This is a genomic window from Streptomyces sp. NPDC091416 (assembly GCF_044756845.1).
Taxonomy (GTDB): Bacteria; Actinomycetota; Actinomycetes; order Streptomycetales; family Streptomycetaceae; genus Streptomyces.
Window position 1 is genome coordinate 597,433 of the sequence record NZ_JBIVTU010000003.1, and the last position, 14,120, is coordinate 611,552.

Annotated in this window: 9 protein-coding genes; 2 read left to right on the forward strand and 7 right to left on the reverse strand. The window is 70.7% G+C overall.

The genetic code is table 11. The features are described 5' to 3' along the window. Positions 1-2 precede the first annotated feature (2 nt). From ACIQMX_RS13225 to ACIQMX_RS13250, 6 genes are all read right to left on the reverse strand, one after another. Positions 3-1,268 (reverse strand): ABC transporter substrate-binding protein, encoded by a 1,266-nt coding sequence (locus ACIQMX_RS13225; protein WP_363072457.1) that lies wholly within the window; start codon positions 1,266-1,268, stop codon positions 3-5. 75 nt (positions 1,269-1,343) lie between these two features. Beyond that, positions 1,344-2,789 (reverse strand): hypothetical protein, encoded by a 1,446-nt coding sequence (locus ACIQMX_RS13230; protein WP_363072459.1) that lies wholly within the window; start codon positions 2,787-2,789, stop codon positions 1,344-1,346. Positions 2,790-2,851: 62 nt separating this feature from the next. Beyond that, positions 2,852-3,856 carry an aldo/keto reductase gene (locus ACIQMX_RS13235; protein ID WP_402477354.1) on the reverse strand — a complete coding sequence of 335 codons (1,005 nt, stop codon included), beginning with the start codon at positions 3,854-3,856 and terminating at the stop codon, positions 2,852-2,854. 7 nt (positions 3,857-3,863) lie between these two features. Next, a complete protein-coding gene (locus ACIQMX_RS13240; protein ID WP_363072463.1) occupies positions 3,864-4,886 on the reverse strand; it encodes a hydroxyacid dehydrogenase in 1,023 nt (340 codons plus the stop codon). Continuing rightward, the gene (locus ACIQMX_RS13245) at positions 4,883-6,085 is read right to left on the reverse strand and encodes a mandelate racemase/muconate lactonizing enzyme family protein (RefSeq protein ID WP_402477358.1); all 1,203 of its coding nucleotides are present in this window, start codon (positions 6,083-6,085) and stop codon (positions 4,883-4,885) included. The genes ACIQMX_RS13240 and ACIQMX_RS13245 overlap by 4 nt, the downstream gene beginning before the upstream one ends. Positions 6,086-6,702: 617 nt before the next feature. Beyond that, a complete protein-coding gene (locus tag ACIQMX_RS13250; RefSeq protein WP_402477360.1) occupies positions 6,703-7,860 on the reverse strand; it encodes an FCD domain-containing protein in 1,158 nt (385 codons plus the stop codon). Positions 7,861-8,448: 588 nt separating this feature from the next. Between ACIQMX_RS13250 and ACIQMX_RS13255 the strand changes: the two genes are divergently transcribed. Beyond that, positions 8,449-10,329, forward strand: a complete 1,881-nt coding sequence (locus tag ACIQMX_RS13255) for a right-handed parallel beta-helix repeat-containing protein (RefSeq protein ID WP_402477363.1) — start codon at positions 8,449-8,451, stop codon at positions 10,327-10,329. Between the two features lie 168 nt (positions 10,330-10,497). Then, a complete protein-coding gene (locus ACIQMX_RS13260; RefSeq protein ID WP_402477365.1) occupies positions 10,498-12,930 on the forward strand; it encodes a glycosyl hydrolase family 95 catalytic domain-containing protein in 2,433 nt (810 codons plus the stop codon). Positions 12,931-13,043: 113 nt separating this feature from the next. Here the strand turns inward: ACIQMX_RS13260 and ACIQMX_RS13265 are convergent, their stop codons facing one another. Then, complete coding sequence (locus ACIQMX_RS13265; protein WP_363072473.1) at positions 13,044-14,009, reverse strand: sugar-binding domain-containing protein; 966 nt, start codon at positions 14,007-14,009, stop codon at positions 13,044-13,046. Between the last annotated feature and the right edge of the window lie 111 nt (positions 14,010-14,120).

Here is a 14,120-nt window from a genome sequence, read left to right on the forward strand (position 1 = left end):
GGTCAGCGGTTCTCGTCGGTCCACTGGTCGATGGCCTTGGCGGCATCGGCAGGGCTTGCCCCCGTGTAGAGGCTCTGAGCGACCTCGGTGAACTTGGGGTTGAAGCCCGTCACCGGAAGCCGGACGTTGCCCTGGCCCTCGCCCACGGCGACGAGCGCGGGAGCATGGTCGAGAATGCCCTGGATCAGGGCGTCGGTGCCGGTCTGCTTGACGTCGGACTTCTGGCGGAACACCCCGTCGGAGCCGAGCTGCGCCTTGACGGCGGCCGGGTCGGTCACGAGGAACTCCACCAGCTGCTTCGCCCCGGCCTCGTCCGACGCGCCCTTGTGCACCATGTAGGGGTTCGCCATCGTGGCGCCCTGCGGGCCCGGATAGCTCTTGCCATCGGCGGTCGGCGGGGAGAACACGCCGACCTCGAAGGGCAGTTTCCCGGCCTTGGCCAGCGTGGCCGCGAACCAGCTGCCGTTGGTGTAGAGACCGGCCTTGCCGGCGATGAAGTTGCCGTCCGCCTGCGAGGGGCTGAGCCCGGCGTCGCTCTTGGCTATGTACCCGGCGTCGATCCAGTCCGTGTACATCTCGAAGGCCGGCTTGTAGGCATCGCCCACGGTGAGCTTCCGGTCCGTGACGGCGCTCTGCCACTTCGGGTGCAGTTCGTTGAGCGTCGGGTGGTAGATCTGCTGGAGCTGGAGGCCGGTCTGGTAGTCGCCCGCGGTCTGCATCGGCGTGTAGCCGGCCTTCTTGAGCTTGCCCAGATCGGCGGTCATCTCCTTCCAGGTGGTCGGAGTCGCGGTGATGCCGGCCTTCTCGAACGCGGTCTTGTTGTAGTAGACGAGCGACTGGGTCTGGGTGCCGACGCCGACGGCGAAGTGCGTGTCGCCGATGGCGTACGCGTCGAACATCGGGGTTCCCTCGGCCCAGGTCTCACCGCTGAGGTCGACCAGCTCCGGAGCCGTGTCGTCGTCCGGGAAGATGGACTGGATGACATCGGGGGCCGTTCCCGCGGCCAGTTGCTGGGGGAAGGACTCGGCGACGGACTTGCCGGTCGGGCCCTCGATCTTCACCTTCAGACCGGTCTTGTCCTCGAACGGCCCGACCAGCTTCTCCCAGTAGGCCCGGTCGAGGTTGTCGGTCAGGTTGACCATCATCCGGATCTCGCCGTCCTTGCCGCCGGACGTGCCGGAGCCCGACGAGCAGGCCGCGAGGAGCACCAGCGGAACCACGGCGGCAAGGGCGGCTGTGCGCGCCTTGATCCCTGGGTTGGCAGACATCATTGTCGACTCTCTTTTCCTCGGTAGGGAAAGCTGGTGATCAACGTTCGCTGGGCTGAGGGGTGTGGTCCGGTGTCACAGCCGTCCCCGATAGGGCAGGGGGCCGACGGCCGTGATGTCGGTGGGCGCCTCGTCGCCGTCGACGCGGTAGATGCCGTCGTTCGCGACGAAGAACTCGAGTGCGGCCGGATACCGCAGGTCCTCGGGCAGCGGCTCGCGGTCGGTCCAGGCGAAGAACTCCCGGGTGAAGGTGTCCTTGTCCTTGCGGCCGTAGATGTGCAGGTCCCCCGCGGTCAGCGGCGAGCGCACGCACCAGTGGACGCCGGACTCGGCCCAGAAGGCGCGGTCGCTGAGCAGCACCGACTGCCGGTCCCTGGGCGCAAGGACCTTGTCCCAGAAGCCGTCGCCCGGTCCCAGCCGCGCCATCAGGAACATCAGGTCGTGGGCGTGCCAGGCGGTGCTGGGTGCGATGTCGGCCTCGTTGTGCCAGCCGCTGGCGGAGGCGAAGTAGCCACCGGGCGTCTGATAGCCCGCGTAGGTGGCCAGGCACGCCTCGGTGAACGCTTCCAGCTCGGCATCGGGGCCTTCGGCCAGCACCTCGTGGATGCCGTACAGCGTCAGGCCCATGCCCGCGATCAGCATGGGCGTGTCCGTCTTCAGGGCGCGGTCGCCCTGGACGTACCAGTAGCGGTGGTAGCGTACGGCGCCGGTTTCGTCCGTCCACGCCGAGCGGGCCACATGCCGGCACAGCCGCCTGGCCTCGGCCAGCAGTTCCGGATCGCCCTGGGCGCGGTAGCCGAGCACCAGGGGGACGATCATGAGGCCGTAGTATTCGGCCGGTTCCAGGATGCCGCCCTCGGTACGGTCCCGAACGGTGCGGAACGTGCCGGAGCTGTCCGCGTCGGGAACGCCGCGGTGGTGGAAGAGGCGGACCAGGGTGGCGAGGTCCTCTGGTATCTGCTCCGCGTAGGTCTTGTCGTCGGCCAGCTCCGTGTAGAGCTGTTTGACCCACACCCGGGCGTACTCCTGGTTGCAGGTACCGTCCTCACCGGCCCGGCCGCCCCCGTACATCTCGCATGCGTCGAGGTTGCGGCGCACGGCCGCGAGCGCGGTGTCCACCTCGTCGGCGGGCAGCAGATGGCGTGCGTGCTTCAGCGCGAGCAGCACACCGAGACTGCCCACGGCGTTGTGGATGAGACCGGTGGTCGCCGACTCACCGACCTGGAACCCGATGTGCCGGTACTGGCCGTCGTCCTGGAACTCCGTGGCCTGGTAGCGCACCAGCCGCCGCAGCAGTTCGACACCCCGCTCGTCGGGCTGTTCGGCCAGGGCCTGGGCGAGGGCGCCGACGGCCGGGCCGGCGAACGTGGTGTGCCCGCTGGTGAAGTCCAGGAAGGTGAAGGGATTGGTGCCCCACACGCTGTGGTTGTGGAAGCCGTTGACCGCGCCCTCCTCCGTGATCCAGCTGTGCAGCCAGCCGGCGAGTGCGGCCGTGTCCGGCTCGGTCGTGCGGTGTTCCATGACGTTCCTTCCGTAGTGGTTGCGCGGCTGTGCGGCATCCGGCCCCGACGACTCGCCGACGTTCACGTCCGTCCTCCCGCGGGTCGCGCCGCCGGGCTCGCGGGAAGCAGGGACAGCGCGGTCAGTTCGTCCCACAGCGCGTCGGGGACGAAGGCCGCCAGCCGTTCGCCGTTGGTACGGGCCTGGTGGGCGTTGCGTGCGCCGAGGACCACGGAGCTGACAGCCGGGTGCCGCAGGGGGTGGGCGATGGCGGCCTCCGGGAGACTGCTGCCGTGCCGCTCGCAGACATCGGCGATCGCGGCGGCCCGTCCGAGCAGCTCACGGGAGGCCGGCCGGTAGTCGTAGGTGGCGTGCGCCGGCGGGCGGGGGGCCGCCAGCAGACCGGAGTTGTACACCGCGGCGGCGACGACGCCTATGCCCCTCTCCAGGGCGAGCGGGAGCAGCTCGTGTGCGGCGGAGTGGTCGAGCAGGGTGTGGCGGCCGGCCACCATGACGATGTCCACGTCGCAGCGGCGGACGAACTCGGTGAGCATCCCGGTCCGGTTCATCCCGGCGCCCACCGCCTTCACCACCCCCTGGTCGCGCAGTTCCACGAGGGTGTCGACGCCCGTCGTGGACGCCTCCTGCCAGTGGTCGTCGGGGTCGTGGAGATAGACGATGTCGACGTGGTCCAGGCCGAGACGCTCCAGACTGCCCTCCAGGGAGCGCAGGATCCCGTCCCGGCTGAAGTCCCAGCTGCGGCGCGAAGCGGCGGGCACGACGAATCCGCCGTCGTCCCCGAGGTGCGCCGTCCCCGGGCTCGGCACCAGCAGCCGGCCCACCTTGGTGGAGACCGTGTACCGGGACCGGGGATACCGCGAGAGGGCCGCGCCGAGGCGGCGTTCGGAGAGCCCGAGTCCGTAGTGCGGTGCCGTGTCGAAGTAGCGGACGCCGCTGCGCCAGGCCGCGTCGACGGCGCCCGAGGCGTCCTCGTCGCTCGTGACCCGTCCGAGGTTTCCCAACTGGGCCGCGCCGAAGCCGAGTTCCGTCAGTGCCGGGGTGCGGGCGGAGGTCCTCCGGGTACGCATGTGCGCCTCACCGGACCCTGGCGTGCGCGGAGGCCGCGAGGTCCTCCGGGTGGGCGAACGGACGGCCCGCGGCGAACCGCTCCACCTCGTCGACGACGGCGTCTCCGATGCGGTGCAGCTCACCGCCCGTGGAGCCGGCCAGATGAGGGGTGAGCACGACGTTGTCCAGCGTCCACAGTCCGCTGTCCGCGGGGAGCGGTTCCGGGTCGGTGACGTCGAGTACGGCGTCGATCCGGCCGCTGCGGAGCTCCGCGGTCAGGGCGTCCTGGTCGACGACGGCTCCACGGGCGGTGTTCACGAGCGTTGCCCCGTCGCGCATGAGGGCGAGCAGGCCCCCGTCGATCTGCCCACGCGTCCGCGGTGTCAGCGGCTGGTGCAGGGACACCACGTGACTGCTTCTCATGAGTTCGTCGAGCGGCACCGGCCGTGCGCCCAGGCCGATGACCTCCTCCGCGGTGAGGGTGGGGTCGTGCAGGAGTACGTCGACATCGAAGGAGCGGAGCAGGGCGAGGACCGCGCGGCCCACGGTGGAGGCGCCGACGATGCCCACGGTCTGCCGGTAGTTGCCGGGTGCGGAGTGCGTGGCCGGATGGTCCGGGACGCTCCTGGACCGCCGGTACGCCCGTGCGGCGGGCAGCGCCCGCTTGCCGGCCAGAAGGATCATGGCGAGGGTGTACTCGGCCACGGGGACGGAGTTGGCGGCCCGGGCGTTGGCGGCGACCACCCCGCGGGCGGCGAAGGACCCGGGGTCCTCCAGACAGGTCGCCGCGACGCCGCCCGCGTAGACGACGGCCCGCAGGCGACAGACGTACGGGAGGTGGGCGGCGCGGACGACGGGTGCGTTCCAGCCCGCGACGAGGATGTCCGCCCCGGCCAGGATCTCGCGTGAGCGTGCGGATTCCAGCTCGGTGAGAACGAGTCCGGTGTCGATGTCGGCGGCCCGGCGGAGGCGGGCGAACGCGTTCTCGTCGAAGAGGGAGCCGGGCAGACCGGGCGGGTTCATCGCGAGGACGGCACGCGGTCGTGTCACGGGGCCATCCCCTTCCGGGCCGGCCCGGCGGTGGCGCTGCCGGTGGACCGGCCGTCGCGTCCGGACCCCGCCACGAGGCGCAGGCCGGCATCGGGCGGCCGGACGTGGGGGCCGGCCGGCTGGGCCCAGCCGGCGGTCTCCTCGAGACGCGCGATCGCCGTCTCGTCGACGGTGATGCCGAGCCCCGCACGGTCACCGAGGACGATGCCGCCGTCGGCTATCTCCTGGTCCACGGTGAGTCCCACCGGGGCCGAGGTGTCCTGGACTTCGGTGACCAGGTGGTTGGGGGTCGCGGCGGCGGCGTGGGCCAGCGGGTTGGTCTCGTATCCGACCGGGCTGACGGGCAGGTCCTGTCCGTGGGCGAGGGTGGCGACCCGGAGGAAGTGGGTGATGCCCCAGACACTGCCGGTCTGCACCACCTGAACGGCGTCCTCGGCCAGCAGGGGCCGGAACTGCTCCAGTCCGGTCAGGTTCTCGCCGGTGGCGACGGCGGTGCGGGCGGCTCGCCCCACGGCCCGGTTGCCTGCGACGTCCCACCGGCGGACCGGTTCCTCGATCCAGGCGAGGTCGACATGCCTCTCGATGCGGGCCAGCAGCCGCACGGCCTGGTGCCTGCCCCAGGTCTCGTTGACGTCGAGCATCAGGGCGGGGGAGCGGGAGTTGGCTCCCAGCACGTCGGCCACCGCGTTGAGCCGAGTGATGTCGCGGTCGGTGTTGAGTCCGCCCTTGATCTTGGCTCCGGTGAAGCCGCGTTCGGCCCATCCCGTGTACAGCGCGACGAGTTGATCGTCGTCCAGGGCGATGTCCAGGCCGGAGGCGTATCCGGGAACGAAGCGGTCGGCGGCGCCGAGTGTGCGCCACAGTGGTTCGCCCGCCATCTTTGCCTTGAGGTCCCACAGCGCCATGTCGAAGGCGCCGATGGCGCCGAACACCGAACCGCCGTGGCCGGACTTGAAGGTGTGGGCCAGCATCCGGTCGTAGAGGACGGTGACGGCCCGGGGGTCCTGACCCTCGATGGCGGGGAAGATCCGATGGGCCTCGGTGTGGGCCCCCAGGCCGACGCCGGTGAGACCTTCGTCGGTTTCGACCAGGACGACCGGGACCTCGGTGACCCCGCTTGCGACGAAGCCGTTCGCGTCCCCGACAGGGCGGCCCCAGTTGTGCACGGTCCGCAGGGACCGGTATCCGGTGATCTTCATCTGCTCCCCCTCTGAGTGCTCGTTAGCAGCCCCTGGACGGAGGCGCGGGAGGCCTCCCTGGGCGGCTGGTGCGTCCCTGGACCGGTGACCTGTGGTCCGGGAAAGCCGGGCGCGGGCCGCGGGGGATGGTGCCGGGGCACGCGGCTCGCGCTCGACGACCGCGCCGTTTGCTGATGGTTCGGGGGCGTTTTCTCTGGGCGTGGGCCATGGCCTCGCGCCGTCGAGGGGGAGGCCCCGTGCCACCCCTTCAACAGTCGTAACGTATCATACAAGTGACGACTTGAAGGCTCCATGGCAAAGCCGAACTCGCCTGTGCTGCAGGGTTCGTTGACGACAGAACGCCATGTCGGAGCACGTGTCATGCCCGAAGAGCCCGGATCCGCCCCAGTAGGCCCGTCGCCCGCATCGGGGGCGGGGCCGCACGTGCGGGCCGGTCGTACGCGGTCCGTCGCCGCCGGCCCGCCTCCCGTGCGGCCGGGTCCGGCGATGCTCCGGCTCGGCTCATGCCCACGGTCCGGGGTCCTGGTTCCTGGGTCCGGGGTCCTGGGTCCGGTTCCGCCTTCTGCCCCGCGCTGTGCGGACCGTCGAGCCCGGACGTTCCCGGTGCCGCCCGGCTGTCAGCCCGAGGTGCCCGGGCCCGCCGGGTCGCCGAGGCAGCCGTTCACCTCGCCCGCGGCGTGGGCCGCGAACATCGGCCCGGCGGTATCCGGATCCCCGGAGCGCAGGACCTCCAGGAGCTCCGCGTGATGTTCGGCCAGCGCGCCCCAGCCGCCGTCGTAGCGGGGGTCGCCCAGTACGTGGAGATCCCAGAGGCTGGACTCGATCACGCGCCACAGCCGCAGGAGCGCGTCGTTGCCGGCGGCCGCGCACACATGCCGGTGAAACGACATGTCCGCACCGCGGAAGGCGGCGATGTCGCCCCGGTCGACGGCGAGGCGCAGCCGTGCCACATCGTCCGTCAGCAGCCGTGTGTGCTCGGCGTCCAGGCGGCCGGCCGTGCGACGGGCCACGTACTCCTCGAACATGACCCGGATGTCCCGTACGTCCTGGGCCTGTTGCTCGGGGATCCGCGCCACGCGCGTGCCGCGGTGCGGCTGGGAGGTCACCAGGCCCTCGTGGGCCAGACGCTTGATCGCCTCGCGCGGCGGTGCCTGGCCGGTGCCCACCCGGCGGGCGATGTCCGCCTCCACGAGGCGCTGGCCCGGGGCGAGTTCACCGCTGACGATCCAGTCGCGCAGCAGCGCGTACACGTGGTCCGAAGGTGGCCGGCGCGGGAGGCGTGCCGGGGACGGGGCCGCTCCCGCCGCGCCTCGGCCGCCCCCGCGCCGGCGCGTGCTCTTCGGCGCCTGCACTCCCTCGGGCAGCCCGGCGGCCTGCTCGCGGCGGATGCGCGCCACGGTGGACTGCGACAGGCCCAATGCGTCCGAGAGGGTGCGGGTCGACGGCACCGGAGTGCCGTCGCCGGCCTGCGTGAGCGCCTCCGCGATGCGCGCCTCCGCCTGCCGTCTGGTGACGCTGCGCGGTCGGCCCGAGCGGGGAGCGTCCCTCAGTCCGGCCACGCCCCGGCGCACGTAGCGGTCCCGCCACTTGGCCACCGTGGCGGGGCTGACCTGGAACCGCTGAGCGGTCTCGGCGTTGGTCAGTCCTTCGGCCAGGGCCAGGACGATGCTGCTGCGCAGACGCGCGGACCCGGGCAGTTGACGCGAGTAGTCGGACAGTGCCGCCCGGTCCTCCTCGCTGAGCTGGGGAAACGCCTGAGGATCTGAGAATGTCATGGCTTTGCCACTCCACGGTTGGGTGAACTTATGACTCGGAGGGCCACGGGAATGACGTCACGCACACATCAACTTAATGTTCGCTCCGGCGTATTGACGGCGACGGGGCGCGAACATCTTACTTATCGTGCTCAGCCAGTGACCCACCAGATCGTGCTCCGTGAAGCCCCCCGAGGAGGAAACGCTGCGTGAACGAAGGACCGGAGGAACGGGGTCCGGAAAAACCGGAGCCGTGTCTTCCGTCCCCACCTGAACACCCTCCCGGCCCGGCCCGGGACACCAGGAACCCCCCGGGGACAACCGCCCCCGATCACGACGGCCCGCGCAACGCCACCCCCGTGCCCGCACCTTCCCGGGCCGCGTCCTTCCGGTGCCCTTCCGCGCACGTACGGCCCGGGCGGAGCCTTCCTGCTCCTCGGTGACCGGCGGGCGATGACAGACCGAACGTGAAGCCGCGATGACGTGCTCCGACCTCGTCACCGCGTGCTGGAGCACGCCCCGGCGCGGCACGGACCCGTGCCCCGCCCGGCGGCCGCACGTCCACGGCCGAACGGCAAAGCCACACAACGCACATGGCAAGGAGACCTCATGCCCCTCACCACCCTCGTACGAAGCAGGTCAAGACTTCCCCTGCTGCTGGCGGCCGGCGCCCTGCTGGTCAGCGGAGCGACTCTGAACGTCCCCGACGCGCAGGCGCAGGCGGCCGGCTGCAAGGCCACGGACATCTTCGTCGCGCCCGATGGGAGCGACCGGGCCAAGGGCACCGAGGCCAGCCCCTTCAAGACCATCGAACGCGCCCGCGACCACATCCGCGACAAGGGCCTCAACCGCCCCGGACGCATGCGTTGCGACATCAACGTCAACCTGCGCGCGGGCGACTACCCGCTCTCCACCACGATCGACTTCGACGACCGGGACTCGGGAGCCGACGGGCACCGGGTCGTCTACCGCTCCTACGACGGCGCGGGCAAGGCCCGTGTGATGGGCGCGGCCCCGGTCACCGGCTGGGAGGAGTACAAGGACGGCATCTACCGTGCGGACGTCGGCACGGACAAGCCCTTCTACACCCTCTTCGAGGACGGCAAGCGTGCCACCACGGCTCGCTACCCCAACCGCAAGTCCGATGACGAGTGGGCCCCTTACATGACCTCCGTGCTCTCCGAGCCGGAGAAGGAGGCCGTCCGCCAGTGGCTGTACTCCAGCCCCGGCGACTGGGACGCGAGCTGGAACCTCGACCAGGCCTCGGCCGTCGTCTGGTCGGGCGGCAGCTGGAGCTGGTTCACCGACACCGTCCCGATCCGGGACTGGAACCCGGCGAAGAACCAGATGACCCTGAAGTACTGGACCCGCTACGCCCTGATGAACTCCCGCGGGGGCTCACGGTACTTCCTGCAGAATTCGCTGGACTTCCTGGACCAGGCGGGCGAGTACTACATGGACTTCAAGAAGGGCCAGGTGTACTACAAGCCGCGCGGGGACATCAACGATGTCACTGTGCTGCGGCCCACCGTGAAGACCCTGTTCAACCTGGCAGGCCCCAGCCCGGACCGGCGCGTGCAGAACCTCTCCCTCGACGGTCTCTCGCTCCAGTACACCGACTTCGTCGACTGGTACCGCAACGGCTGGATCAGCGACGGCGACTCCGGTGAACCGCACAAGTACCCCGAATACGACCGGCAGATCGAGATGCCCCGCAACCGGTTCGGCGCCGTCACCGTGACCAACAGCAAGGACATCACCCTGTCCCGGCTGCACATCTCCGACACCGGCTACCACGCGGTGTACGCGCTCTTCGCCAACGACGGACTGACGGTCAGGGACAGCCTGCTGGAGAACATCGGCGGCGACGGCATCAAGGTCGAGGGCCCGTACCCGGGCGAGGGCAACACCTCCAACGGCCACCTGCTGACCAACAACTACATCACCCACTACGGCGAACTCGTGCCAGGCGACGCCTCCGGCATCGAGCTCATGAACACCGGTCACAACACGATCAGCCACAGCCACATCAAGCACAGTGCGCGCTACGGCATCAGCCTCGAAGTGCGGCCCGAGGTCGCTCCCGCGGACAACTACGCACGCGACAACACCTTCGAGTACCTGCGCATCGACCAGGCCGGTCTGGACAGCGGTGACATGGGCGCCTTCTACACCTACGGAGTCAGCAACGTCGAACCGCACACGGTCGACAACCACGTCCGCCAGATGGTGATCGGCGATGTGATTCCGGACGGTTCCATGCCGGACAGCGGAACCCGCGGTGTCCACATGGACGCCGGCGGCTGCGGGTTCAGCTTCCAGGACATCGAGGTCGGCAAAACCACCGACCAGAGCTACCAGAGCTACCAGTGCAACGAGGTGAAGAACGCCAACTGGGAGGACGGCTACGACGCCTCGAAGATGGAGTACGACAAGATCGGTGTCTCCGCCGGCTTCCCGTACCCGCTGCCCGAGGGCGACACCCAGTGACCGGTCGCTGACCGGACACCCCGAGAGGTACGGGCCCGTCCGCGGGACCGGCGACGGCCCCCACCGGTGCGGGCCCGTACCTCCGCACCCGGGCGGGACGTGGCCGCGCCCCCGCCCCGCGACCGGACTGCACCTGCCCGCACCGCACCCCACATCTGGAGGCACCCCATGTCCGAGCTGTCCCGGCGCAACGTCCTGGCCGTCGCCGGAGCATCCGCGGCGTCGATGGCCCTGAGCGCCACCAACGCACAGGCCGCCGGGGCGGCCGGTGCCGCCGCACCGGCGGCAGGCGGCACCGCTCCCCATCCCAACCCCATGCGCCTGTGGTACAGGTCCCCGGCGGCGGAATGGCTGGAGGCACTGCCGGTCGGCAACGGCCGGATCGGCGCCATGGTGTTCGGCGGCACCGACACCGAGCGGCTCCAGCTCAACGAGGACAGCCTGTGGGCCGGGGGCCCGCACGACTACGTCCGTCCCGGCGCCGGAACGCACCTGGACGAGATCCGACGCCTGGTGGTGGAGGAGAAGTGGAACCAGGCACAGCGGCTCATCGACACCTCCTTCATCGGCAGCCCCTCCGAGCAGGTCGCCTACCAGGTGCTCGGTGACCTCGAACTCGCCTTCGCCGGCACGGGCGAAGTGACCGGCTACGAACGAGAGCTCGACCTGGAGACCGCGATCGCGCGCACCGGATACACGCGCGACGGGGTCCGTCATGTGCGGGAGGTCTTCGCCAGCGGCCCCGACCAGGTCGTCGTCGTACGGATGACCGCCGACACGCCCGGCGCCATCGCCTTCACCGCCCGCTTCACCACTCCGCAGCGAGCAGCCGGCTCCACCGTGGACGCGCGCACCGTCGCGCTCGACGGCGTCAGCGGCGACTGGTACGGCCTGCCCGGGTCCGTGCACTTCCGCGCGCTCGCCCATGCGCGGGCCGAGGGCGGCCGCGTGTCCAGCGCCGACGGCGTGCTGACCGTCGAGGACGCCGACAGCGTGACCCTGCTGATCTCCATGGCGACCAGTTACCGCAACTACCTGGATGCCGGAGCCGATCCCAAGGGCAGGGCCCGCAGGCACCTTGCCCCGGCGGCCGCCCGCCCGTACCAGAAGCTGCGCACCCGGCACGTGGCCGACTACCGGCGGCTGTTCTCCCGGGTCGCGATCGACCTGGGCCCCTCGGAGCGGACCGCCCTGCCCACCGATCAGCGCATCCCGCTCTTCTCGGACGGCAAGGACCCGCAGTTCGCCGCCCTGTACTTCCAGTACGGGCGCTACCTGCTGGCATCCTGTTCCCGGACACCGGGCCAGCCAGCCAACCTGCAGGGCCTGTGGAACGACAGCCTCAACCCGGCCTGGGAGTCCAAGTACACCGTCAACATCAACTTCGAGATGAACTACTGGCCGGCCGGACCCGCCAACCTGGCGGAGTGCTGGGACCCGGCCGTGCAGATGGTCCACGAACTGGCCGAGTCGGGAACCCGCACCGCCAAGGCGATGTACGACGCACCCGGCTGGGTGCTGCACCACAACACGGACGGCTGGCGGGGGACCGCGCCGGTGGACGCCGCACAGTACGGCATGTGGCCGACCGGTGGCGCATGGCTCAGCCTGATGCTCTGGGACCACTACCGTTTCACGGGTGACAAGGGCGAGCTGAGCCGCAACTACCCGGTGATGAAGGGCGCGGTCGAGTTCTTCGTCAACACGCTCGTCGTGGATGCGAAGAGCGGCTGGCTCGTCACCAACCCCTCGCAGTCCCCCGAGGTCACCCATCACCAGGACGAGGGCGAGAGCGTCAGTATCTGCGCCGGTCCCACCATCGACATGCAGATCCTGCGGGACCTGTTCGACGCCTACCGGAAGGCCGCCCGGGAACTGGGCCGGGATGCCGGACTCGTCGAGCGGGTCAGTGAGATCCGTGACCGGCTCGCACCCACGCGGGTCGGTTACCTCGGCCAGATCCAGGAGTGGCTGGAGGACTGGGAAGAGGCCGCCCTGGTCCGCAGCCGTCATGTGTCCCACCTGTACGGCGTCTTCCCGAGCGCGCAGATCAATCCGCGCACGACTCCCGAACTCGCCGCTGCCGCGGCCAAGAGCCTGGAACTGCGCGGAACGGCCGGTCAGGGATGGTCCCTCGCCTGGAAGATCAACATGTGGGCCAGGCTCCTGGACCCGGCGCAGGCCTACAAGCACCTGGCGGACCTGCTCACCCCCGCGCGCACCGCCCCCAACCTCTTCGACCTGCACCCGCCGTTCCAGATCGACGGCAACTTCGGCGGGATCTCCGGCATGACGGAGATGCTGCTGCAGAGCCACGCCGACGAGATCGCCCTTCTGCCGGCGCTTCCCGGTTCCTGGCCCTCCGGCTCCTTCCGCGGACTGCGGGCGCGGGGCGGGTTCGAGGTCGACCTCGCCTGGACGGCGGACGGGATCACACACGCCGAGGTGCGCTCCCTGCTCGGCAACCCGGTGCGTGTCCGGACCCCGCACCCGGTGGACGTCGAGGGCGCCGGTGCCGACCGGCCCGAGGAGTGCGTGGTGTCCTTCGACACCCGCCGCGGCGGACGGTACCTGCTGACCGCCCGGCCCACGGGGCGCTGACGCGGGGAGCGGCCCGCGGGGCGGCGGCGCGACGAGGGGCCGCGCCGCGGCCGGGTCCCCGGGTCCTCAGACGCGGCAGCGGCGTGTGCGTCCGAGCGCCGCGACCCGGCGGATCACCGCAACAGCTCCCTCGCCACATCGACATCGGTGATCAGGATGTTGGCCCATCCGCCGAGCAACGCACCCCGGATCGCGGCAGCCTTGTCCATGCCGCCGGCGACCGCGATCCGGCGTTCCACTGCCCGCAGCCGTTCGGGTTCGATGCCGATGAGACGGTCGTTGAAGCGCGCGTCGACGGCACGCCCGCCGGCGTCGAAGTACCGGCCGCACACGTCACCGACCGCACCCAGTTCCGCGAGGTGCCGCTGGTCCTCGTGGGTGATCGCGTTGCCGGAGCGGCGCAGCAGAGGCGACGGGTCGAGGCTGCCGACCCCGAGCAGGGCAAGCGTGAGCCGGGACCACGCCCGCATGGTCTCGGCCATCGCCGGTTCCTTCGAGAGCAGGTCACGTAGTTGCGGGCTGCCGACCAGCGCGGCGGACGGGGCGAACACCGGCTGCGCGCCCGTCAGTTCGGCCAGGCGGCTCGTCAGACGTGTGGCGTGCAGCTGTACCTCCGGACTGCCGGAGCCGCCGAGGAGCTGCACGACCTCGTGGGCGGCGGACGTCGTCCTCGCGCGCATGATCTTCACTGACTCCAGGAGCGTCGCGCTCCAGGAGGAGACCCCGATGGTGTCGCCCCCCTTGAGCGTGGCGTCGAGGTAGGTGGCGGTCGCGGCGGCGAGGGCCGGGATCACGTCCGTGCCCGGCCCTTCCACCTCGACCACGACGGCGTCCCGGAGCGCGAAGCGCTCGGCCAGGGCCTCCTCGAGCTCGGCGTGGACGCCGTCGGGGGAGACGACCACCGTGCGCACCACACCGCGCTCGACCGCTTCCTTGAGGAGCCGGGAGACACGGGGCTGCGACATGCTCAGCTGCGCCGCGATCTCGGGCTGCCGCACACCGCGCTCGTGGTACATGCGGGCCACCTTGACCAGCAGCCGCACATGGTCGGATCCGGGATCCGACGATCCTGCCGCCATCGTGCCTCGCTTCCCCAGATCCGAACGTGTCCGCCGCGGTCAATGTATCGCCGCGTGAATGCCCGGTGAGCAGGCGGTCGCCGCGGGATCCGCCGGATCCCGCGCCTCCCC